This window comes from Gordonia sp. C13 (assembly GCF_023218005.1).
GTDB classification, from domain to species: domain Bacteria; phylum Actinomycetota; class Actinomycetes; order Mycobacteriales; family Mycobacteriaceae; genus Gordonia; species Gordonia namibiensis.
Map to the genome: position 1 here is coordinate 83,364 of NZ_JALPSY010000004.1, position 22,525 is coordinate 105,888.

Consider the following 22,525-nt stretch of genomic DNA (forward strand, 5'->3'; position numbering starts at 1 on the left):
TGGGGGGTTGCGCCTCCCATCGAGAATCACGTTCCCGCGGAGGCAATAGCCCCGTCGGCGTCGCGAATCCGGCCGTCAACCGCCCACTCACTTGTTCTGTGTCAGAACGGTGGTGGGTTGTTGGTGTCCCATTCGGCTTGTTGCCGACGATGGGTGTCGGTGCGGTGTGCGCGCTCGTCGGTGAGTCGTTGCCGAGCCGGATGATCGGGTGGCTGGGTTTTCAACGATGCGAACAGGTCTCGCCCGCTGTACGGGTTGCCCAGGTAGGTGTGACCGGTGGGGGCTTCGAACCACACGGCGAGGTACTCGTCCTGGGAGTCGCGCCACCTGCTGAAGGTTTTGATGCGGTGGTGGAACCGGCACAACGGTTTGAGGTTGTGTTGGAGGGTCTTTCCGCCGCGGTCGGGATGGTGGTGGTCGTATGGGTGGGTGTGGTCGAGGTCGACGGTCCACACCGGTTGATTGCAGCCGGGGAAGGTGCAACACAATTCGCCGGCGCGGACCAGTGCCTGCAGTTTCTTGCTCGGCACGTAGGTGTGGGCGGCTGCCGCGGCCCGGGCGTCGGCGTCGGCCGGGTCTGTGCGCACCCCGGTGGTGATGAAGGTGTGAACCGCGTCGGCGAAGAGTCGGCGCATGGTGTGGGCGTCGATCAGCCCGTGGCCGTCGAGCATGCCGGGATCGTTGTCGAGCCCGACCAGCGTCGTCAGGTTGCCCACGATGTGATAGGTCGGTCGGGGTGCGCGGCAACTGGTGCAGGTGCATGTGCAGTCGCCGGTCGGCTCCGGGACCGGCGCGTTGTCGTCGGGTTCAGTTGCGGCGGTGTCGGTCACGTCCGGTACAGCAACGGGGGTGGGCTCGGGTTCGCGTGTTGCCGCGTCGGCGGGTTCGGGGGTGTCGAGGTTCTGCTCGGCTGGTGGGGGTGTGCAGTCGGGGCACCGGCAATCCAGGGTTTGTTTGCCGTGGGCGAGGGCGAGTAGGGCGTCGGCGCGGCGCTGGGGCATGGTGCGCGGGTCGCCGGTGTGCACGCCGGTGGCCATGGCCGTCAGCTGGGCGTTGAGGGCGGCGGCATCAGTATGTGGCAGGTGCCCGCCGATCCGCGACTGGCCGGGCTGATGCCGATCCGGGCGGATCGTGATCCCACGATCACCAGCGGCATGTTCGTTGCGGCGTTTCACCGCATCAGGAGCATGTGTGTGGACAGTTTTGTCGACCATGGTGGTGAACCGCGCCGTCGACATCGGATCGCGCGCCAGGATTGTCTCGGCCAACGCGGCGTCCACCATAGGCATGGTGGCGTTGTCGACGAAGTCGGTGCGATTGAGTGCGATCATGAACCGGCGCAGGTCGATCCGTCCGCATGCCAGTGTGGTGCCGGTCAGGGGGAGTCGGTACCGCATGGCGTCGCCGGTGCGGATGAGGTCGCGGGCTTCCGCCGCGGTTATGGTCAGTGCGGCACCGAGTTCGGCGGTGGCTTGTTCGAACCCGTTGGGCCCGAACTGTTCATACGGGTCCGTACCGGCAACCACCTGGGCTGTCTTGTCGAGGAGGTCGTCGACGGATCGTGCTTGTCCGGAGTGGATCTCACTGCGGCGCAGTAGGTATTCTTCTTCGCGCTGTTCGTGCAGCAGGCTGGCGGCGATCAGCGTGCGGCAGGTGTTGGCGGCGTTCATCGACGCTGAGTACGCAGCCGTGCTGACCAGAGCTTCGGCCGAGAGTCCGTCCAGGGGTTTGAACACGTCGAAGCCCGCGTCGGGGAGATCCCCGCCGGGGTCGATGGTGCCGAACTCGAAAGCCATGAAAACACCATACGAAAGGGGTCTGACAAAACCTGTCGGCACGACTCCCGCGGATCGTCAGGCGCGAGAACTACTTTCGGTAGTAGACGCTGGGTCAGCGATGGTGGATTGCGCGTCGCGCGATCTCGATGGCCGTCGGGCTCATTGTCAACCCTCGGAATCCCCGTTCCGGGGGCGAGACGGCTTCGAAGAACTCGTAGATTCCGTTGTCGAGGTCATAGAGGTCGTACTTCTGGATCGGGCGCCCGTCCGTGCCCTGCCAGCGATACGCGGTGAGCAGCGCGCCGATCGTCTCGAGTGGCATCTCGTCGCCGGGTTCGGAGGCCGCGGCGAAGAAGAGCATCAGCAGGCTCGCGTCCTCGGTGAACCGATCCATCTTCTGGTTCAGCAGCCGATCGGCGAGATGATCGGCCAGTGCCTGCGGATCGTCGGCGAGCCTCTTGCCGACTCGCGTCGGCAAGAGGTGGCCTTTGTGCTTGCGTAACAACCCCATCCGAAGCAGGGACTCACGAAAAAGCATCACCGGCGCGCTCTGGACTTCTCGATTCTTGGCACCGAAGAAGTACTTCATGGTCGGCAACACCTTCGACGCCGCGACCACGTCGGCCGGCTTCAGGTAGCCGGCGGAGGTGAGCGTGAAGCCTTCATCACGTGCTCGGCGCAGGAACCACAGGTAGGGGAGCAGGTCGGCTTCGAGCTGGTCGCCCGTCGCAATAGTCGATGAGGCCAACCGCGTTGCGCTCGCCGTCAGGGCTCCGGACCCGTCGAGCGGTTGAACCCGGTACAGCAGGTCGCCGAGCCGTGCATCGACTCCGGTATCGACAAGCGAGAGAACGGGATCGCTGAGTGCGGCGTTCACCTCGTCGATGTCGAAATGTGCGGGGTCGTCGACAACCCCGGCGAGTGACTCCGCGTCGGTGATCCCGCCGCAGTCCTCCGGCGGTGCAGCTCGCCGACCGTCGACGCAGCGGGCCCACGGTGTGTCCTCCGACATCTCGTGGACGCTTTCGACCTGCAGGGTCAATTCCCAGCTGTCGCCGTAGTCGTAGACGTAGCGCAGGACGTCGCCTTGATCGTGGAGCGTCTCGTCGAGCCGGACCTCGGCGACCGGTGTGCCCACCTCCTCGCCTTCCTGCGCGTCGAACGGGCAGAGGAACAGTTCACTCCTGCGGTCGAATGGGCTGCCGCCCAGGGCAAACCGATAGAGGTGGTAGTCCAGCCAACCGAACGCCGCTTGAATGATCCGGTGCAGGTCCTCCAGGGAGACATCCGAGCGGACGTCGAGGCGGCGCCAGATGGGAGGTCGCGCGTCGTCGAGATCCACGCGGATGCGGAACACGACGGTCTCGGCGAGCGGTTCCTTGCGGTGACGAATCGACGGTGGCCGCTCGAACCTGTCCGCGGCAGTTCTGCTGAGCTGGTTCAGCAGCGCGGGCAGTTCGTTCGGTTGCAGGCCCGAGAGCATCGACTCGAACTGGCGACGCAGTTCGTCGGCATCGGGCGATTCGTGGCCAGGATCGTGCATGCTGCCCAGCGTAGGGCAGGCCCCAGTTCCCGCGGTGTCCATTTCCCTCCCGCTTACCAGATCCGGTAAGCGGGAGGGAAACGGGTGGGCGGGAGGGGGACCGCCTCTGAGGGGAAGTGTTATGCGTACGCCGCCCGGAACGTGAGCCGGGCATTCTGGGCCTTGGCGGCGTCGCGGAAGTTCTTCATGGCGCGTTCCATGTGGAAGCCGTTGGTGACGATGAGCGCGCCGGTTCCGCCCATGCGCTTCAGCATCGCCACCGTGTTCTGGGCGTTCTGCACCGTCGAGGTCGACGCGACCTCGTTGACCATCTGCCACGGCGGAATTCCGCGTCGGATCAGGCCGATGTTCATGAACTGTGCTTCGGCGATGGGCAACCAGTGGGTGTCGCCGCCGGAGGCGATGATGCGGTTGAACGGATGCTGTTTGGCGAGTTTGGCCGCGACGTTGAGTCGCTGGGTCATGATCTGCGGTGTCTGGCCGAGCTGGCCGAATTTGGCGCCCAGGACCACGATGTAACGGGTCGGCGGGCTCTCCCAGAGGAAGGTGCTGTTCGGCGTTCCGAGTTCGGAGCTGCCGAAGTCGACGCTACCGAAATCAAGACTACCGGGGTCGGCACTGCCGAAATCCAAACTGGTGGCGGCTGATTCGATCTTCGCAGTGCTGTTGTCCCCGGTGGTGGTGACGGCGACACCGGTCATCGTCACCGCCGCGGCGACGGCGATCGCGGGCATCATTCTTCTCAGACGCATGCCCTCGGAGTGTACGGATGAGCACGGCCGTGCAGGTTTCAACCCGATAACATCTGCATCACCAGTCACATACGTAACAGAGCAAATCGGCGTCGAACGACCGCTCGACCGCCAGGTCGCGCGGGGTCAGGTGAGCGCGATGTACTTCACCGAGAGGTATTCGTCGATTCCCTCGATGCCGCCTTCGCGGCCGATGCCGGACTGCTTGATCCCGCCGAATGGTGCTGCTGCGTCGGAGATCACGCCGCGGTTCACCCCGACCATGCCCGAGTCGAGGCGGCTCGCGACGCGCATGCAGCGCTCTAGGTCGCGGCTGTAGAAGTACGACGCCAGGCCGTACTCGGTGGAGTTGGCGGCGGCGATCGCGTCGTCCTCGGCGTCGAAGGTGCTGATCACCGCGACCGGACCGAAGATCTCCTCGCGCGTGACCGGGGCATATGGGTCGACGTTGTCGAGAACCGTTGCCGGGTAGAAGAATCCGCGACCGTCCGGTCGCTCCCCGCCGAGCCGGACTCGTGCTCCGTCGCTCACGGCCCGCTCGACCGCAGCCGCGACCTTGTCCCGCTGATCGGCGTTGACCAGCGGCCCGAGGGTCACGCCGTCCTCATATCCCGGTCCCATCGTCACGTCCGCCATCTTCGCCACGAGCTTGGTGGTGAACTCCTCGGCGACGCCGGATTGCACGAGGAAACGGTTGGCCGCGGTGCAGGCCTCGCCGCCGTTGCGCATCTTGGCCGCGAACGCGCCCTCGACCGCGGCGTCGACGTCGGCGTCGTCGAAGACCAGGAACGGTGCGTTGCCACCGAGTTCCATCGACGTGCGCTGCACACGTTCGGCGGCCTGACCCAGCAGGTTGCGACCGACCGGGGTCGAGCCGGTGAAGCTGATCTTGCGAATCCGGTCGTCGGTGATCAGCGCAGTCGACACCTCGCCGCTCGAACTCGTCGGCAGCACCGACAGCACGCCGGGCGGCAGCCCCGCCTCGGCGAAGGCCTCGGCCAGCGCCAGCATCGTCAGTGGCGTCTCCCGCGGCGGCTTCACGATCATGACGTTGCCGGCGGCCAGCGCCGGCGCGATCTTGCGCGTTCCCATCGCCAGCGGGAAGTTCCACGGCGTGATCGCAAGGCACGGGCCAACGGGTTGATGGGCGACGAGAATCCGTCCGTTGCCCGCGGGGGCCTGGGTGAAGCGCCCGCCGATGCGGACCGCCTCCTCGGCGAACCAGCGCAGGAACTCGTTGCCGTACTTGGTCTCCGCGCGGCTGTCGGGGAGTGCGCGGCCGAGTTCGAGCGTCATCAGCAGGGCGATGTCGTCGGCGCGGTCGGTGAGCAATTCAAAGGTGCGACGCAGGATCTCGCCGCGTTCGCGGGCGGGCGTCGCGGCCCATTCGTCGGATACGGCGACCGCATGGTCGAGCGCGGAGCGGGCGTCGGCGACCCCGGCGTCGGCGACCGATGTCAGCGACTCCTCGGTGGCCGGGTCGTACACCTCGAAGGTGGCGCCGTCGGCGGCCGACGTCGAACGCCCGTTGATCCAGAGGCCGGTCGGCACCCCGTCGAGAACCGCCTGGGGGTCGAGCACATCCCTGTCACTGACATCGCTGGAGCTCATGCCGTCTCACATCCTCGTCCGGTCGGGTGGCAGCCTGGGCGTTTCGCACGCCGTTTTCAACGCTACCGGCTGGAGAGGTGGTTGCCGACCGCCTTCGCGCGGACGCACGATGGCTTGGTGGACGTACACAACAGCAGCCGGTGGCCCGACGCAGTCCTACGCGGTCTCGGGCTGCTCGCGGTGGCCGCGACCCTCGCCACCGCATGCTCGAATGACGACGCCGCGGGCAGCACCACCACCGCGTCGACCCCAGCGGCCACGCAGGCCGAGGACCGCACCGAGTACGTCAATCTCGGCGACAGCTTCAGCGCGGGAACCGGCGTGCAACCGCTGGTGGAGGACTCGCCGATCCTGTGCCTGCGCTCGTCGAGGAACTTCGCGCACATCGTCGCCGCGGAGGAGGACTTCGCGTTGACCGACGTCAGCTGCGGTGGCGCCGAGACCGCCGACTTCCGGAAGGCGCAGCACGAGGGGGTGCCGCCGCAGCTCGACGCCGTGACCGCGGATGCCGACATCGTGACCGTGATGATCGGCGGCAACGACAAGGAGACTTACGGGCGGACCATCGAGCTGTGCAGTCGCGCCGCGGACACCGATCCGCTCGGCTCGCCGTGCACCGACCGGTACGGACGCTCTCTGATCGAACCGGTCGCCACCGACATCTACCCGGCAATCCGCGAGGCGTTGCGCGACGTGAAGGCCAAGGCGCCGGACGCCAAGGTGCTGCTCGTCGGCTATCCGTGGCTGATGCCGCCGACCGTGGGGTGCTACCCGGAGATGAAGCTCGCCGTCGGCGACGTCCCGATGATCCGTGACCTCCAGACGTCGCTCAACGACTTCGGCCGACGCGCCGCCGCCGACGAAGGGGTCCGGTTCGTCGACATGCTGCCGGCCTCGGTCGGGCATGACGCCTGCGCCGGACCACAGCGGTGGATCGAACCGATGACCGCGCAGGGGCCCGCCCGCGTCCACCCGAACGAACGGGGCCAGGAGGCCATTGCCGAACAGGTCCGCAAGGCGCTCGCGAACTGATCGCTTTCGCGCGAGGTCTGGCCCCCTCGGGTGACCCGGAGCACCCTCTCACCAGCGGCGATTTGGGTCACTCGGTGCCATTTGGAACACTGTAGGCCGTGACCCCTTCCGTTGACGGCCCCATCGTCGAGCATTCCGACAACTCCGCCGCGCTGTTCGCCCGCGCCGCTCAGGCCATCCCGGGTGGCGTCAACTCTCCGGTCCGCGCGTTCTCCGCGGTCGGCGGGACCCCGCGCTTCATCACCAGCGCCCAGGGCTGCCGCCTGACCGACGCCGACGGCAACACCTACGTCGACCTCGTCAGCTCGTGGGGCCCGATGATCCTCGGCCACGCGCATCCGGCCGTCGTCGACGCCGTGCAGCGTGCAGCCTCCGGCGGCCTGTCGTTCGGTGCGCCGACCGAGCCGGAGATCGAACTGGCCGAGGAGATCATCGGCCGCGTCGACCCGGTTCAGCGTGTGCGCCTGGTGAACTCGGGTACCGAGGCCACCATGTCGGCGATCCGCCTCGCCCGCGGCTTCACCCGCCGCTCCAAGATCATCAAGTTCGCCGGCTGCTACCACGGTCACGTCGACGCCCTGCTCGCCGCCGCCGGTTCGGGTCTGGCGACGCTCGGTCTGCCGACGAGCCCCGGTGTCACCGGTGCGTCGGCCCACGACACCCTGGTTCTCCCGTACAACGACCTCGAGGCAGTCGGGAAGGCGTTCGCCGAGCACGGCGACGACATAGCCGCGGTCATCACCGAGGCCGCCGCAGGCAACATGGGCGCCATCGCCCCGGTCGAGGGCTTCAACGCCGGTCTCCGTGAGATCACCCGCCGTCACGGCGCGCTGCTGATCATGGACGAGGTCATGACGGGCTTCCGCGTGAGCCCGAGCGGCTGGTACGGCCTCGAAGGTGCCGCGGGCGACCTCTACACCTTCGGCAAGGTCATGAGCGGCGGTCTACCCGCCGCGGCCTTCGGCGGTCGCGCCGACGTCATGGAGCGCCTCGCGCCGACCGGCCCGGTCTACCAGGCGGGCACCCTGTCGGGGAACCCCGTCGCGGTGGCCGCCGGCCTCGCGACCCTGCGCAACGCCGACCACGAGGTCTACAACAAGCTCGACGCCAACGCCGACCGTCTCGCCGGCCTGCTCACCGAGGCGCTCACCGCCGCCGGTGTCGGCCATCGCGTGCAGAAGGCGGGCAACCTGCTGAGTGTGTTCTTCACTACCGCCCCGGAGATCCCGGTCTTCGACTACGCGGGTGTGACCGCCACCGAGACCTGGCGATTCGCCCCGTTCTTCCACGCCCTGCTCGAGCGCGGCGTGTACGCACCGCCGAGTGCCTTCGAGGCGTGGTTTGTGTCCGCCGCACTCGACGAGGATGCTTTCTCGCAGATCGCCGACGCGCTGCCCGCGGCAGCGCAGGCAGCCGCTACCGCAGCCACCCCGGGGGACAACGCCTGATGCACACGATCGTCCACATGATGCGCCACGGAGAGGTCGACAACCCGGAGGGCATCCTCTACGGTCGCCTCCCCGGTTTCCGGCTCTCCGGCACCGGCCGGTCGCAGGCACAGACGGTCGCCGACGCCCTCGCCGACCACGACGTCAAGGCCGTCTTCGCCTCGCCGCTGCAGCGCGCGCAGGAGACCGCGACCCCGATCGCGGCGGCCCACGGCCTGTCCATCCAGACCAACGACGACCTCATCGAGGCCGACAACGTCTTCGAGGGCCTGAAGGTCTCCGTCGGCGACGGCGCGCTGAGCAAGCCGCGGCACTGGCCCAAGCTGCGTGACCCGTTCACCCCGTCGTGGGGCGAGCCGTACATCCAGCTGGCGCACCGCATGCTGGCCGCTGCCAACAAGGCGCGCGACGCCGCCCGCGGCCACGAGGCCGTGTGCGTCAGCCACCAGCTGCCCGTCTACACGCTGCGTCGTTTCCTCGAAGGTCAGCGCCTCTGGCACGACCCGCGTCGGCGGCAGTGTTCGCTTGCCTCGCTGACCAGTCTCATCTACGACGACGACGCCCTCGTCGACATCATCTACTCCGAGCCGGCCGGTGCCTCCGACCCGCTGGCCACCGGTGCGTGAAGCCAGAGGTCGAGACGTCGTGCGCAAGTTCCTCCTGCCGGCAGTGCTGTCGGCCCTGATCCTGCTGATCAGCGGCTGCAGCACGGGTGACGACGCGGTTGCGCAGGGGAACACCTTCCAGTTCGTCTCACCCGGCGGGCAGACGGTCATCACCTACCAGCCGGCCGACCGCAAGCCGATCGCCGGCCTCGAGGGCGAGGACCTCGTCAGCGGTCAGCCGCTGTCGTTGTCAGACCCCCGGTTCGCGGACAAGGTCGTGGTCATCAACGTCTGGGGTTCGTGGTGCGGACCCTGCCGCGGTGAGGCCGACGACCTCGAGCGCGTCTACGAGGCCAACCGCGACGACGGCGTCGAGTTCCTGGGCATCAACCTGCGCGACGACCGGAATTCCGCGAAGGACTTCGTGATCGACCGCAACGTCGGGTTCCCGTCGATCTACGACTTCCCGGGCCTGTCCCTGGCGGCGCTGACCACCCCGACGTCGGTGGTCCCGACGACGATCGTCCTCGACCGGCAGCACCGGCCGGCCGCGGTCTTCCTGAAGGCCGTCTCCGACAAGGAACTCGACGAGGTCGTCAAGCGGGTCGCCGCGGAACCCACGGGCGCCGCCTGATGTCCGAACCCACCACGGCCGACCTGACGACGACGGTCCTCGCCTCGTCGATCGGCGACACCTTCGCCGAGACGGTGACCTCCGGACCGCTTCTGCTCGCCCTGGCGGCATGTCTGCTGGCCGGTCTGGTCTCGTTCGCGTCGCCGTGCGTGGTCCCGCTCGTCCCCGGCTATCTCTCGTATCTCGCGGGCCTCGTCGGCGCCGAGGCGCCCGCGGTAAAGGTGGGGGAGGGCGCCAAGAGCGGCCGCTCGCGCGTCGCGCTCGCCGCCGGTCTCTTCGTGCTCGGTTTCACCGTCGTTTTCGTCGCGGCCACCGCGACGGTCCTCGGCGTCACCAGTACCTTCGTCCTGAATCGTGAACTGCTGCAACGCATCGGCGGCGTGGTCACCATCGCGATGGGTCTGGTGTTCATCGGCCTGATCCCGGCCCTGCAGCGTGAGGTCCGGTTCGAGCCGGTGCGCGTCTCCAACATCGTCGGCGCCCCGCTCCTCGGCGCGGTCTTCGCACTCGGTTGGACGCCGTGCCTCGGGCCGACCCTGGCCTCGGTCATCGCGACCGTCAGCGGCACCGAGGGTGCGACCGCGGCCAAGGGTGTGACCCTGATCGTCGCCTACTGCCTGGGCCTCGGCCTGCCGTTCGTCGTGCTGGCGTTCTCCTCGGCATGGGCGCTGCGCAGCCTCGGCTGGTTGCGCCGGAACGCCCGCACCATCCAGGTCATCGGCGGCATCCTCCTCATCGGGGTGGGCGTCGCACTGCTGACCGGCTGGTGGGACCAGTTCATCGTGTGGGTCCAGGTCCACTTCGTCACCGACACCGAACTACCGATCTGAGCGTGTTGCCCTCATGACCGATGTGACCGACCGTCCCCAGGTGGACACCCCCGAACCCGGGACGCCCAAGGCGCACTGGGCCCGACGGCGGGTCCTCTGGCCGCTGCGCAACCTGTGGCGGTCCCTGACCTCGATGCGTACCGCGCTGCTGCTGCTCTTCCTGCTGGCGCTCGCCGCGATCCCCGGCGCGCTCCTGCCGCAGCGCGACCTCAACGAGACCAAGACGCTCGAGTACATCGCCGAACGCGGCACGCTCGGCACCTGGATGGACCGGCTGCAGCTGTTCGACGTCTTCTCCAGCGTCTGGTTCACCGCCATCTACGTGCTGCTGTTCGTCTCGCTCGTCGGCTGCCTGACGCCGCGCATGATCGAGCACTTCCACAGCCTGCGCGCCAAACCCGTTGCCACGCCGCGCAATCTGTCGCGCCTGCCCCGGCACGTCACGCACACCGTCGACGGCACCCCCGACGAGATCGCCGACCGAATCAACGGCCGGCTCCGCGGCTGGCGGCGCGAGGTCGTCGTCCGCGAACTGTCCAAGACCTACCCCGACGGCTGCGTCGAGGTGTCCGCGGAGAAGGGCTACCTGCGCGAGTTCGGCAACCTGGTCTTCCACTTCGCGCTGCTCGCGCTGCTGGTGTCGATCGCGGCGGGCAAGATGTTCGGCTACGAGGGCACGCGAATCCTCGTCGCCGACGGTGAGCAGGGGATGTGCAACACCTCGACCGCCGTCTACGACTCCTTCCGCGCCGGCAACCTCGTGGACGGCACCGACCTGTCGCCGTTCTGCTTCCGCGTCGACGACTTCTCGGCGACCTTCCTGCCCAGCGGCCAGCCCGACATGTACGACGCGACGATCCGCTACGCCGAGGGAACCAAGGTCGGCTCCCCGGACACCTGGAAGAGCACCTCGGTCCGGGTGAACGAACCGCTGCGCGTCGCCGGTGACCGCGTCTACGTGCTGGGCAACGGCTTCGCCCCCACGTTCACCGTCACCTTCCCGAACGGGGAGAAGCGCACCCAGACCACCCCGTTCGTCCCCGACGAACTGCAGACGATGCTGTCCTCGGGTGCGGTGCGCTACGACACCCCGGCCGGGCTGTACCCCGACGCCGACGAGCGCCGGAAGAACCAGATCGCCCTCGAGGGCCTGTTCGCGCCGACTGCGCTGTACCACGGGACCCTGTTGACGTCGCTGTCGCCGGAACCCGACGACCCGGCCGTCGCGATCCGGGTCTACAAGGGCGACACCGGTCTCGACACCGGCAAACCACAGAACGTCTACTCCCTCGACCAGGACCTCGTCGAGCAGGGCCGACTCCAGCGGCAGGCGCAGGTGAACCTGAGCGTCGGCCAGAGCCACACCATCGCCGACGGCACCACCGTCACCTTCGACGGATACAAGCGGTGGGTGTCGGTGCAGGTCTCCCACGACCCGGCGCAGATCTGGGTGCTGGTCAGCGCGGTCGTGATGCTCGGTGGCCTGCTGGTCTCGCTGCTGATCCGCCGCCGTCGCATCTGGGCGCGGCTCGTCCCGGCACCGGTCACCACGGGGCCGGACGGCAGCCGGGACCCGGCCGGCACGGAACCGCTCGATGGAAAACGACGTACTGTAGTAGAGATTGCCGGTCTGGCCCGTACCGATCAGGCCGGCTGGGGTGAGGGATTCGAAGACCAGGCGGCGGCACTCGTCGCCGACGACGCGGACGCATCCACCTCGCGGCGCACGACCCGGCGACTCTAGGCGCCGGCGAAAGGAACTCTGATGAACAACGGCACCGTCCAGGTGGACGAGACGCTGGCGCGCTACTCCGACCTGCTGTTCGGCACCGCGATGGCCGTGTACGTGGTCGCCGCGTTCCTGTTCTTCGGTGCGCTCGCGGCGGTTCGCGGCCGCAAGCTCGAGGAGCGGGAACTCGTCGCCGCCGGTGCCACCACGGGTTCCGACGACGTCCGGATGCCGGGACGCGTCGCCGGCCCGGCGAAGCGGACCTTCGGGGACAAGCTCGGCAACATGGGCCTGCCCGTCGTGATCGTCGGGCTCGTCGCGCACCTCGCGTCGATCGTGCTGCGCGCCATGGCGACCGACCGTGTGCCGTGGGGCAACATGTACGAGTTCGTCTCGATGACCTGTGCCGCGGGCGTGATCGCGGCGCTGGTCATCTTGCGCAAGCCCGAGCACCGTCCGCTGCTCTCGTTCGTGCTGCTTCCGGTCGTCCTGCTGATGTTCATCGCCGGCCGCTGGCTCTACACCCAGGCTGCGCCCGTCGTGCCCGCCCTCAAGTCGTACTGGCTGGCCGTGCACGTCTCGATCATCTCGGTGTCCTCGGGCATCCTCATGGTCTCCGGCGTCGCCAGCATCCTGTACCTCATGAAGATGCGCTGGGCGTCGGACCCCGACGACGACGCGACCTCCACCGCTCGCCCGGGAGTGGGTGGCGCAGTGCGCCGCATTCTCGATCACATCCCGGCCGCCGAGAACCTGGACCGCCTCGCCTACAAAACCGTCGTCGTCGGCTTCCCGCTCTTCGGCCTCGGCGTGATCTGCGGTGCCATCTGGGCCGAAGCGGCGTGGGGCCGATTCTGGGGCTGGGACCCCAAGGAGACGGTGTCGTTCATCGCGTGGGTGATCTACGCGGCCTACCTGCACGCCCGCGCAACCGCCGGCTGGCGCAACACCGCCGCGGCCTGGATCAATGTCGCCGGCTTCGTGGCGATGCTGTTCAACCTGTTCATCATCAACCTGGTCGTCTCGGGCCTGCACTCGTACGCCGGTCTCTGATCGCCCCTCGCTCCCTGAGGTGCGACGAGCGATAGCGGCGGGGGACATCCTCGCTCCCTGAGGTGCGACGAGCGATAGCGGCCGGGGACATCCTCGCTCCCTGAGGTGCGACGAGCGATAGCGAGGAGCCTCGAAGGGCTCGAGACCCTACTCTGGGAGACGCGCTGTCGCGTCGGGTGATTCGGCTTGCTCCGGTCCCTCGGCCTGCTTCGCCTGCGCCTGTGCCTTGACCAGCTTCAGCAGGTCGATGAGGGCGTCGATGGTCTCCGGGCAGAGGGAGCCGAGGTCGATGCCGGCCAGGTGGCTGCCGGTGACCTCGAGCATCTCGACGTAGTTCTGCTGCTGTCTGACGCGCTCGAGATCCTCGTCGGGGTTGGAGAGGAAATAGGTGACACTGACGTCGAAGGCGCGGGCGATGGCCTCGACGGTGCGGAACGAGGGAGTACGCGCCTTGCCGGTGCGGAGCTGCGAGATGTACGCGTCCGACAGCGAGTAACCCAACCGGTTCGCCTTCTCGGCGATCTTCTTGCCGGTGTAGCGGATCCCGTTCTCGTCACGGCTGTGCTCGAAGAGGTGGCCGATCTTGTCGGCGAAACTCAGGTCGTCGTCGGTCGACGCCCCGTGCGGAGATCGTCCCGGGTTCAACGGCGCCTTCTCTCGGATCTTCCAACGTGGAGTCGATGACGAGAAGGACATTACCCTACCCTCGGGTATGTTCCGGTGCGACTTGTGAAGCGAGTCTCAGGTTTTCGTATACGAACCGAGACGCCAAGTGGCGGGGCGTCAGAGTTCGTCGGCCTCGCCGCCCTTGGGTCCACGGGTGCGGTTGTCCAGGTCACGGAGGAAATCGGGGTCGTCATCGGGGCCCACCGGACCGCGTGAGCGGCGGCGACGGCCGCCGGGCGAGGGGGCGTCGCCGCCGCCGTCCGATTGCGGTCCGAATGCACGCCACATCAGGAAACCGATGGCGAGCAGACCGAGAACGGCGAACAGATAAGTCATGGCAACCTCCCGTCAACCAGCGTACGTCAGTTCGTCTGGCGGCCGGTCGAGGTCGCTCGATGGGCCGACCCGCCTAGTGCGTACGACGGTTCAGCAGCGCGACCACGTCTTCTTCGCGGAAGCGTCGATGGCCGCCCGGGGTGCGGATGGAGCCGAGGATGCCCGAGCTGGCCCAGCGTGCGACGGTCTTGGGATTCACGTTGAACATTGCCGCCACCTGACCGGGGGTCAGGGTGTGCTGGCTGGCGAGTCCCGGGGTGATGTAGGTGGACGCGGTGGTTTCGATGCTGGTCACGTTTCCCCCTGAAACGATGGTGCCCTGTCGGTGCGCCGCGGTTTGGCGAATCGGCCCGGCACTTGATGGACGCGTTCTACATGAATACACGCAAATCGCCCAGGTACTCGAACCTTCAGCGGCAGGTAAAGAGCGGGCAAAGGCCCACGACCTGCAGGTCCTTTGAAGGAGGCAAGTACCCTGAGAGGGTGAGTGAAGCGCATGACCCTGCCCCCGGTACACCTCCGCCCAGTGGCCGCCCCGCGACCCTGGCGCTCGCCCTGTTCGGTTACACCGTCGCGCGCATGCTGCTCGTCGTCGTCATCGCCGCCGTCATCCTGTTCGGCGGCAAGCTCGTGGGCGTCGACGTGCCGTTCCTCGTCGCCGCCGTCTTCGGCGTGCTGATCGCGCTCCCGCTGGGCATGTACCTGTTCAAGTCGCTCCGGCTGAAGGTCAACGGCGAGATCGCCGCGATCGAGGCCGATCGTCGGGCCCGCCACGACGACCTCCAGTCGCGCCTGCGCGGGGACAAGTGAGGTCGTTCCGGATGGGACGTCCCGCATGAGGCCGACGCGGGTCGTCGACCATCGGGCGGACCGTGCCTGGGCGCAGAACGCGGTACGGCTGATCGAGGCCGACGCCCGACGCAGCGCCGACACGCACCTGCTGCGGGTTCCGCTGCCCCCGTGGTCGCGATGGTCCGGTCCCGACGGTGACGCCGGCGTCGACCTGTACCTGAAAGACGAGTCGACGCATCCGACCGGATCGCTCAAGCACCGCCTGGCGCGGTCGCTGTTCCTCTACGCGATCTGCAACGGCTGGGTCACCGAGGGGACGCCCGTCATCGAGGCGTCGTCGGGTTCGACGGCCGTCAGCGAGGCCTACTTCGCCGAGCTCATCGGGGTGCCGTTCATCGCCGTGATGACGTCGAGTACGTCGCCGGCGAAAACCGCGCTGATCGAACGCCACGGCGGCCGTTGCCATTTCGTCGAACATCCCGGTGAGGTCTACACCGAGGCGTTGCGCCTCGAGGCCGAGCTGGGCGGCCACTTCATCGACCAGTTCACGATGGCCGAGCGTGCCACCGACTGGCGTGGCAACAACAACATCGCCGAGTCGATCTTCGCGCAGATGGCCGACGAGGAGCATCCGATCCCGACGTGGATCGTGGTCGGCGCCGGCACCGGTGGCACGTCGGCCACCCTCGGCCGCTACGTGCGGTACCGGCGGCACGACACCTGGCTCGCCGTCGTCGACCCGGAGAACTCGGTGTTCCTGCCGGCCTACGAGACTGCCGATGGAGCGCTCACGGGCGAGGTCGGTTCGCGCATCGAGGGAATCGGCCGCCCGCGGGTCGAGCCGTCGTTCATCTCTCAGGTGATCGACCGGATGATCGGCGTTCCCGACGAGGCCTCGATCGCCACCACGCACCGGGTGTCGGAGATGTTGGGGCGCCGCGTCGGCGGGTCGACCGGCACCAACATGTGGGGTGCGTTCTCCCTTGTCGCGGAGATGGTCGCCGATCGCCGGGCGGGCAGCATCGTGACGCTGCTCTGCGATCCGGGTGACCGCTACGCCAACACCTACTTCGACGAGAAGTGGATCGCCGCACAGTCTTTCGATCTGGATCCGGCAAACGCGATCCTCGACGAGTTCCTCGCGACGGGACGCTGGACGGCTTGAGCCCCGGGCGGCACCGACCCGGTGGGCTACCATCCGGGGGGTGCCGACCGAAACCGTGCGTCCACTCGTCGAGGCCGTCGACCTGGTGCGTGAGTACCAGATGGGTGAGGAACGCGTCCGCGCCCTCGACGGACTGAATCTGAACATCGACGGGGGACAGTTCGCGTCGATCGTCGGTCCGTCCGGCGCGGGTAAGTCCACGCTGCTGCACATCCTCGGCGCCCTCGACACCCCGACATCCGGCCGGATCTCCATCGACGGAATCGATCTCGGTGCGCTCGACGACACCGCCGCGTCGGCCTTCCGGCGTCACCGCGTCGGCTTCGTCTTCCAGTTCTTCAATCTCGTCCCGACCATGTCGGCGTGGGAGAATGTCGCGCTGCCACGGCTGCTCGACAACCAGTCGCTGCGCAAGGCCAAGCCGCGTGCCGTCGAACTGCTCGAACAGGTCGGACTCGGCGACCGCGTCGACCACCGGCCGTCGGAACTGTCCGGCGGGCAGATGCAGCGCGTGGCCATCGCCCGTTCGCTCATCATGGACCCGACGATCCTGCTCGCCGACGAACCCACCGGCAACCTCGACTCCAAGACCGGCGAATCGGTGCTGGAGTTGCTCGCCGACGTCGCGCACGCCGCGCCGGATCGGCTGGTGGTCATGGTGACCCACGATCCCAAGGCGGCCGCGTTCGCCGACACCACGATCACGGTGCGCGACGGGAAGATCGCGTAGGTGAAGGTCTCAGGGGGTGTCGAAGCCCTGCTCGCCGGCTTCACTCGCATCCGGCTGCTCAACATCCGGGAGATCCGCACCCACCGGCTGCGTCTCTTCACCTCGCTGGCGGTGGTGATCGTCTCCTCAGCACTGCTCATCGCGGTTCTGGGAACCTTCGGTTCGACGTCGCAGTCGGTGCGCGCGTTCAACAATGCGATCTCCGGTTCGGCCGACCTCGAGGTCGCGGCGATCGCCGACAGCGGCGTCGACCAGTCGTTGGCCGGCCAGATCCGCCGCGACGTCGACGGGGCCAAGGCCGTCGTGCCGATGATCCGCGGGTCGGTGGTCGTGAACGAGTCGGCGATCCCGCTCATCGGCTCGGACCAACGTGTCACCTCTCTGTCGGGGAGTCTGCGATCCGCCGTCCAACAGGAGAACTCCGAGTCGATCGACTTCGACCGACTGCGCAACGGTGTCTTCGTCGGACCGGGACTCGGACTCGACGTCGGGCAGCAGTTGACGGTCAACGGCATCGACGTTGAGGTGCTGGAGGTCGTCGACAACGAGCAGGCCGCCGGACTCAACAACGGCCGGTTTCTGTTCGCGTACCTGGACCTCGCGCAGCGACTCGTCGGGCTGGAAGGGCGGCTCGATTCGATCCTCATCGTCACGGAACCGGGCGTCGACGTCGGGTCGGTGCGCAAGCAGGTCGAGGAGATCGTCGACGGCCGTGCGGTGGTCGTCGACCCGGACTTCCGCGCCAAACAGGCCGAGGTCGCGAGTTCGGTGACGCGCGACGCTACGCTGCTCGTCTCGCTGGTGTCCCTGGTGATCGCCGCGTTCCTGGTCTTCAACACAATGAACATGGCGGTGGCGTCGCGGCGCGGTTCCCTCGCCATGATCCGGGCGTTGGGCGCCAGACGATCCCACCTCGTCGGCGACATGCTGGGCGAGGCCGCGCTGATGGGTCTGGTCGGCGGCGTGATCGGAATCCCGCTGGGGATCCTCGCCGGCCGGGCGGTGATCGCGAGTCTGCCCGACCCGCCGCCCGACACGGTGGGCACGGTCATCAACTATCACCTGCCGGGGTACGCGCCGGTGGTCGCGGTGCTCGCGTGCGTGTTCGCTTGTGTCGCTGCCACATCGCTGGCCGCGCGGTCGGTGTTCTCGGTGTCGCCGGTGGAGGCGATGGCTCCCGTCGAGGTGTCCGACGCGTCGAAGCGCCGCGGGCCGGTTGTCGTGATCGCCGGGATCGTGGGGGCCGCCGGGTTGATCGCGTCGTGGGTGATCGTCGCGACGGTGCCCGGTCGACCCGCGATCCTGGCCGGCGTCGTCTATCTCGTGGGCGCCCTGCTGGTGTGCTTCGCGTTGTCGAACCCGTTGACGTGGCTGGTCGTTCGGGTCGCCCGCTGGTTCCGCGGACCGGGTCAGCTCGCGTCGGTCAACACCGAGCGCGCGCCGCGTCGGGCGTGGGCGACACTCATGACGGTGGCCGTCGCGATCGCGGTGGGCATGGGAACGTCGGGCGCGCTGGACAACCTGGTGTCGTCGATGTCGAAGTCGCTGGACGGGCTGGGCGACCCGGACTTCTACGTGTCGTCGTCGTCGGCCGCGAGCCTGCCGCTGGGCCCGATCCTGCGGCCGTCGATCCGCGGCGAGGCCGCGAAGGTGCCCGGCGTTACGGAGGTCGTCGGCGGTCAGTGGGCCGCGGTCAACATCGGCGAGAGTCGAGCGAATGTGCAGGGCCTGGAACCGGGTTCGCGCGCACCGTTCATGCGGAAGGCGACGCCGGAGTCGGTCGAGCAGGTGCTCGCCGGGAACGGCATCCTGTTGTCGAATGTGCTTGCGCGCGTGCTCGATGTGGGTGTCGGGGACACGGTGACGCTGGCGACGCCGACCGGTCCGCATGACGTCGTCGTCCGGGACACCGTCGACTACGTGTCCGTGGACTCCGGGGTTGCCGCGCTGTCGCAGAAGCAGCTGGGGGAGTGGTTCGGGCGTGAGGGCGACACCTACCTGCAGGTGATCACCGCCCCCGACGCCGATCCCGCACAGGTGCAGCAGGCACTCGAGACGCTGGTCGCGGATGTTCCGACGACCGGCAACAAACCCATCAGCGTCTACACCGGTGGCGAAGCGCTCGCCGCCACGCAGGCGACCGTCCAGCAGGCGGGTTCGTTCACGGTGGCCATCCAGTGGATCGTCGCCGGCGCTGCGGCCATCGCGCTGCTGAACACCCTGCTGCTCTCGGTGATCGAGCGCCGTCGTGAGTTGGGTGTGCTCCGTGCGATGGGAGCGTCCCGAAAGTTCATCTCGCGCATGGTGCTTGCCGAGGCCGCCGCGGTCGCCGTCGTCGGCGCCCTGGTCGGGGTGATCCTCGGCGCGATGATGCACCTGCTGAGCGACCGCATCCTGAGCGTCACGACCTCGTTGACCGTGATCTATTCGCCGCGGCCATCGGCGGCGATGTTCGTCGCGATCGCGGTGGCGCTGTGCCTGGTGGGCGCGTTCCTGCCGGCCGTGCGCGCGGCGCGGATGAACATCAGCGAGTCGATCCTGAACGAGTAGCCGCAGGCGGCCCAGTTTTTCTCGAGGCAGTTTGATCCGGTCGGCGGATCAAACTGCCTCGACTTTTCTCCGGTGCGGGGCGGACATCGACCGGCCCTGTCAACAATTCTTGACAAGCTGCCGATGTCAACATAACCTGACAACATGCACGACGACCAAAAGACCGAAACGCCGGACGACGCCCAGGGTGCTGACCTCGCAGGAGATGCCGCGAGCAGCGACCCAGCGAAGGGCCTGGCAGCGGTTCGGGCGCTGCGCACGCTGGCCGACCGACTCGAAGAAGTACAGGTCGCCAACGCTCGCGCCAATGGCTGGAGCTGGCAATCGATCGCAGAAGTACTGCAGATCAGCCGGCAGGCCGTGCATCAGAAGCACTCACAACGTGAGGTCCGCGAGGGCGGACCCGAAGGAGACAAAGATGTTTGAACGAATCACCCGTGATGACAAGATGCTGCTGGCCTTCGCCACGCAGGAGGCCGCCGACCTCGGACATCGGCAACTGGGCAACGATCATCTGATCCTGGGCATGCTCTGCAACGCCCGGAGCCCGCTGTTCTCGATCCTGGCCGATCAGGGGCTGACCCTGGCCACGGCGCGAGAAGTGGTTCGCAAGTACCACGAGGAGCACGCAGACCAGGCCGAGGCGGCCGACACCGACGACGAGTCGGCGGCCCGGCGTTACGAGGAGGACCGAGAAGCTCTGCGGAGCGTCGGGATCGACCTCGACAAGGTGCGCGAAGCCGTCCGCGGGCGCTTCGGTGAGGACCTGTCCGACGGTTGGGGTGAACGCCCCGGACGCGGGCCGGGACGACGCGGAGGTCCCGACGGAGGTCGCGGACGCGGCCGAGGCCACGGACGCCGGCATGGACACGGTCACGGACCGCACCGCGCCCGCGGACCCCGCCCCGACTGCGGGCCGGAAGGTTTCGGCCCGGGGTTCGGTCCCGAGGGCCCGGGTGGCTTCGGGCCCGGCGGTTTCGGCCCCGGACCGTTCGGTCCCGGCGGACCCTTCGGCCCTGGTGGCGAAGGTCCCTGGGAGCCGGGTCGTGGTCGTCGGGGTCCGCGCGGACGGGGTAACCGGCCTCGGTTCGCCCCGGACACCCGCGCGGTGTTCGCCCGAGCAGTCGAGATCGCACGCGAACGGGGCGACCGGCGGCTACGTGCCGAGTACCTGCTGCTCGGCATCATCGACGCCGCCGACGACGCGTCGAAGACGCTGATCGAATCAGCCACCACCGCAGATGAACTCAAGGCGGCCGTCTGGGCGAGCCTGCCCGAGGTCGACGCCGAGGTGTGACCCCACAAACGACGACCCCGCCCCCGGAACCGATTCCGGGGGCGGGGTCGTCGTCGGATCTAAGAGGTCAGCGCCAACGCCACCGCGGTGACGACCGCCCATGCGAGCATCGCCTGGCCGGTCGTCCCGATCGACGGGATCAGCGCCGGGCCCTGCGCGCCGGTGCGGACCGGCGTGTACGCCTGCCACAGCAGCGGGAAGGTCAGCAGGCCGACGAGCGCCCACGGGGTCGCGAAGGCCAGCGCCACGCTCATCACGAGCGGGGTCACGAGCAAGACAGCGAACAGTATTCGGGTGCGGGCATCGCCGAGCCGGACTGCGAGGGTGATCTTGCCGCTCTCGGCGTCGGTGGGAATGTCGCGCAGATTGTTGACCACCAGGACGGCGCTCGACACCGCACCAACACCGACCGCGCACGCGAGACCGACCCAGTCGACACGATCCGACGTCACGAACTGCGTGCCGAGCACGGCGACCAGCCCGAAGAAGGTGAACACCGCGACCTCCCCCCAACCGGCGTAACCGTAAGGCCGTTTGCCGCCGGTGTAGAACCAGGCGCCCGCTATGCAGACCGCGCCCACGACGACCAGCCACCAGGCCGTCGCGATCGCCAGCACGAGGCCGCACACCGCGCCGATGCCGAAGCAGATGAACGCCGCGGCCTTCACCGACCCCGGCGACGCCACGCCCGAGCCGACGAGGCGCAACGGGCCGACACGGTCGTCGTCGGTGCCGCGCACACCGTCGGAGTAGTCGTTCGCGAAGTTCACGCCGATGATGAACGCCACCGCGACGGCCAGCGCGAGCACGGCCTTCCACCACGAGATCCCCCCGTGGTGGAGCGCCGCTCCGACGCCGGCCACCACGGGTGCCACGGCGTTGGGGAGAGTCCGGGGGCGTGCGCCCTGAATCCACTGCGATGCGGTTGCCACGGATCGATCCTGCCACGCGTCGGATGTCCGCCGACCACCCCATCAGATGTCGCGCATCGTTGCGGCGCGCGACACGATCCGCGACATCTGCACCCGGCTCCAGTCCGCGGGAACCGCACCGACCTGCGAATACGTCCAATCAAGGTGCGAACCCCGCCCAAACTACGAGCCCTTGCCCTCGAACACGACGGTGTCATCACTGCTGCCGAGACACGCGAGCACGGATTGGATCGCTCGGCCGTCCGACGACGGGTGGCCGCCGGTGAATGGGTCGCGGTCCGTCCCCGGCTGTACCGGCTCGCCGACCATCCCGTCACCGACCGGACCACCGCCAGGATCGCGACACTGTCGGTCGGGCCGTCGGCGATCCTGTCGGGACTGGCTGCGGCCTGGTGGCACGGCATCGTCGACGATGCGCCCGGGACGATCACCGTCACCGCCCCTCGCGGTCGGCACGGTCCGTCGATCAAAGGCGTACGGATTCTCAACCGGTCCCTCGACGACGCTGATGTCCTCATCCGAGGAGATCTGCGGGTCACCGGGGTCGCGTTGTCGGCGCTCGAAGGGGCCGTCGAACAGGGAGCGGGAGTTCTGGATTCGGTGCTGCAACAGCGTCGGATCAGCGTCGAACGTCTTGAGGAGGCGTACCGGCGCCGGTACCGCTGTGTCGGAGCGGCGGAGATGGGTCCGATGATCGAGTTGCTGGAGTCGGGTGCACGGTCGGCGGCGGAGCGTCTCGCAGTGACGATCCTCGACGACGCCGGGATCGGCGGCTGGGTCGCCAACCATCCCAGCTGCGGGTACGAGATCGATCTCGCGTTCGTCGCGCAGATGGTCGCGGTGGAACTCGACGGCTTCGCCTTCCATCGGGACGCCGACACGTTCCAGCACGACCGCACCCGACGGAACGCACTGATCGCGGCCGGCTGGACGGTCCTCAACTTCACCTGGACCGACCTGACGGAACGGGCCGGCTACGTCGCGTCGACGATCCGACAGGCGATCAGCGCCGCGGCGTGAGACCAGATGTCGCGAAACGTAG

General features: G+C 68.1%; 22 protein-coding genes. 14 read left to right on the forward strand and 8 right to left on the reverse strand.

Annotated features, from left to right (window positions below):
- Nucleotides 1-101: 101 nt before the first annotated feature.
- The 4 genes from M1L58_RS05395 to M1L58_RS05410 form a co-directional block, all read right to left on the reverse strand.
- Nucleotides 102-1,796, reverse strand: a complete 1,695-nt coding sequence (locus M1L58_RS05395; RefSeq protein ID WP_248658110.1) for an HNH endonuclease signature motif containing protein — start codon at nucleotides 1,794-1,796, stop codon at nucleotides 102-104.
- Between the two features lie 94 nt (nucleotides 1,797-1,890).
- The gene (locus tag M1L58_RS05400) at nucleotides 1,891-3,321 is read right to left on the reverse strand and encodes a plasmid pRiA4b ORF-3 family protein (RefSeq protein WP_248658111.1); all 1,431 of its coding nucleotides are present in this window, start codon (nucleotides 3,319-3,321) and stop codon (nucleotides 1,891-1,893) included.
- 119 nt (nucleotides 3,322-3,440) lie between these two features.
- Nucleotides 3,441-4,073, reverse strand: coding sequence for a YdcF family protein (locus tag M1L58_RS05405; protein WP_248658112.1), 633 nt, complete (start codon nucleotides 4,071-4,073; stop codon nucleotides 3,441-3,443).
- Between the two features lie 126 nt (nucleotides 4,074-4,199).
- The gene (locus tag M1L58_RS05410) at nucleotides 4,200-5,684 is read right to left on the reverse strand and encodes an NAD-dependent succinate-semialdehyde dehydrogenase (RefSeq protein ID WP_248658113.1); all 1,485 of its coding nucleotides are present in this window, start codon (nucleotides 5,682-5,684) and stop codon (nucleotides 4,200-4,202) included.
- Between the two features lie 117 nt (nucleotides 5,685-5,801).
- Between M1L58_RS05410 and M1L58_RS05415 the strand changes: the two genes are divergently transcribed.
- From M1L58_RS05415 to ccsB, 7 genes are all read left to right on the forward strand, one after another.
- Nucleotides 5,802-6,716 (forward strand): SGNH/GDSL hydrolase family protein, encoded by a 915-nt coding sequence (locus M1L58_RS05415; protein ID WP_248658114.1) that lies wholly within the window; start codon nucleotides 5,802-5,804, stop codon nucleotides 6,714-6,716.
- A 98-nt stretch (nucleotides 6,717-6,814) separates the two neighbouring features.
- On the forward strand, nucleotides 6,815-8,164 hold the full coding sequence (gene hemL / locus M1L58_RS05420) for a glutamate-1-semialdehyde 2,1-aminomutase (protein ID WP_248658115.1): 1,350 nt from the start codon (nucleotides 6,815-6,817) through the stop codon (nucleotides 8,162-8,164).
- Nucleotides 8,164-8,790 (forward strand): histidine phosphatase family protein, encoded by a 627-nt coding sequence (locus M1L58_RS05425; protein ID WP_006865272.1) that lies wholly within the window; start codon nucleotides 8,164-8,166, stop codon nucleotides 8,788-8,790. Before hemL ends, M1L58_RS05425 begins: the two co-directional genes overlap by 1 nt.
- 19 nt (nucleotides 8,791-8,809) lie before the next feature.
- Nucleotides 8,810-9,403 (forward strand): TlpA family protein disulfide reductase, encoded by a 594-nt coding sequence (locus M1L58_RS05430; RefSeq protein WP_006865271.1) that lies wholly within the window; start codon nucleotides 8,810-8,812, stop codon nucleotides 9,401-9,403.
- Nucleotides 9,403-10,233 (forward strand): cytochrome c biogenesis CcdA family protein, encoded by an 831-nt coding sequence (locus M1L58_RS05435; RefSeq protein WP_248658116.1) that lies wholly within the window; start codon nucleotides 9,403-9,405, stop codon nucleotides 10,231-10,233. The genes M1L58_RS05430 and M1L58_RS05435 overlap by 1 nt, the downstream gene beginning before the upstream one ends.
- Nucleotides 10,234-10,246: 13 nt before the next feature.
- Nucleotides 10,247-11,977 carry a cytochrome c biogenesis protein ResB gene (resB, locus tag M1L58_RS05440; RefSeq protein WP_248658117.1) on the forward strand — a complete coding sequence of 577 codons (1,731 nt, stop codon included), beginning with the start codon at nucleotides 10,247-10,249 and terminating at the stop codon, nucleotides 11,975-11,977.
- Nucleotides 11,978-11,998: 21 nt separating this feature from the next.
- Nucleotides 11,999-13,015, forward strand: coding sequence for a c-type cytochrome biogenesis protein CcsB (gene ccsB / locus M1L58_RS05445; protein ID WP_248658118.1), 1,017 nt, complete (start codon nucleotides 11,999-12,001; stop codon nucleotides 13,013-13,015).
- Nucleotides 13,016-13,162: 147 nt separating this feature from the next.
- Here ccsB and M1L58_RS05450 read toward each other — a convergent pair whose 3' ends face one another.
- From M1L58_RS05450 to M1L58_RS05460, 3 genes are all read right to left on the reverse strand, one after another.
- A complete protein-coding gene (locus M1L58_RS05450; RefSeq protein WP_154884299.1) occupies nucleotides 13,163-13,660 on the reverse strand; it encodes a helix-turn-helix domain-containing protein in 498 nt (165 codons plus the stop codon).
- A 138-nt stretch (nucleotides 13,661-13,798) separates the two neighbouring features.
- Nucleotides 13,799-14,017, reverse strand: coding sequence for a hypothetical protein (locus M1L58_RS05455; RefSeq protein WP_006865266.1), 219 nt, complete (start codon nucleotides 14,015-14,017; stop codon nucleotides 13,799-13,801).
- A 73-nt stretch (nucleotides 14,018-14,090) separates the two neighbouring features.
- A complete protein-coding gene (locus M1L58_RS05460) occupies nucleotides 14,091-14,312 on the reverse strand; it encodes a BldC family transcriptional regulator (protein WP_006435233.1) in 222 nt (73 codons plus the stop codon).
- 188 nt (nucleotides 14,313-14,500) lie between these two features.
- Here M1L58_RS05460 and M1L58_RS05465 point away from each other — a divergent pair, with 188 nt between their 5' ends.
- From M1L58_RS05465 to M1L58_RS05490, 6 genes are all read left to right on the forward strand, one after another.
- Nucleotides 14,501-14,827, forward strand: coding sequence for a DUF4229 domain-containing protein (locus M1L58_RS05465; RefSeq protein WP_006865265.1), 327 nt, complete (start codon nucleotides 14,501-14,503; stop codon nucleotides 14,825-14,827).
- Between the two features lie 25 nt (nucleotides 14,828-14,852).
- Nucleotides 14,853-15,974, forward strand: a complete 1,122-nt coding sequence (locus tag M1L58_RS05470) for a PLP-dependent cysteine synthase family protein (protein WP_248658119.1) — start codon at nucleotides 14,853-14,855, stop codon at nucleotides 15,972-15,974.
- Between the two features lie 40 nt (nucleotides 15,975-16,014).
- Nucleotides 16,015-16,704, forward strand: a complete 690-nt coding sequence (locus tag M1L58_RS05475; RefSeq protein ID WP_248658120.1) for an ABC transporter ATP-binding protein — start codon at nucleotides 16,015-16,017, stop codon at nucleotides 16,702-16,704.
- Nucleotides 16,705-19,254, forward strand: a complete 2,550-nt coding sequence (locus M1L58_RS05480) for an ABC transporter permease (protein ID WP_248658121.1) — start codon at nucleotides 16,705-16,707, stop codon at nucleotides 19,252-19,254.
- A gap of 144 nt (nucleotides 19,255-19,398) precedes the next feature.
- Complete coding sequence (locus M1L58_RS05485) at nucleotides 19,399-19,680, forward strand: helix-turn-helix domain-containing protein (protein ID WP_248658122.1); 282 nt, start codon at nucleotides 19,399-19,401, stop codon at nucleotides 19,678-19,680.
- Nucleotides 19,673-20,551 (forward strand): Clp protease N-terminal domain-containing protein, encoded by an 879-nt coding sequence (locus tag M1L58_RS05490; RefSeq protein ID WP_248658123.1) that lies wholly within the window; start codon nucleotides 19,673-19,675, stop codon nucleotides 20,549-20,551. Before M1L58_RS05485 ends, M1L58_RS05490 begins: the two co-directional genes overlap by 8 nt.
- 59 nt (nucleotides 20,552-20,610) lie before the next feature.
- Here M1L58_RS05490 and M1L58_RS05495 read toward each other — a convergent pair whose 3' ends face one another.
- On the reverse strand, nucleotides 20,611-21,483 hold the full coding sequence (locus tag M1L58_RS05495) for a 1,4-dihydroxy-2-naphthoate polyprenyltransferase (protein WP_248658124.1): 873 nt from the start codon (nucleotides 21,481-21,483) through the stop codon (nucleotides 20,611-20,613).
- A 144-nt stretch (nucleotides 21,484-21,627) separates the two neighbouring features.
- On the opposite strand from M1L58_RS05495, the gene M1L58_RS05500 reads away from it, so the two are divergent.
- A complete protein-coding gene (locus M1L58_RS05500) occupies nucleotides 21,628-22,503 on the forward strand; it encodes a DUF559 domain-containing protein (RefSeq protein WP_248658125.1) in 876 nt (291 codons plus the stop codon).
- Nucleotides 22,504-22,525 lie beyond the last annotated feature (22 nt).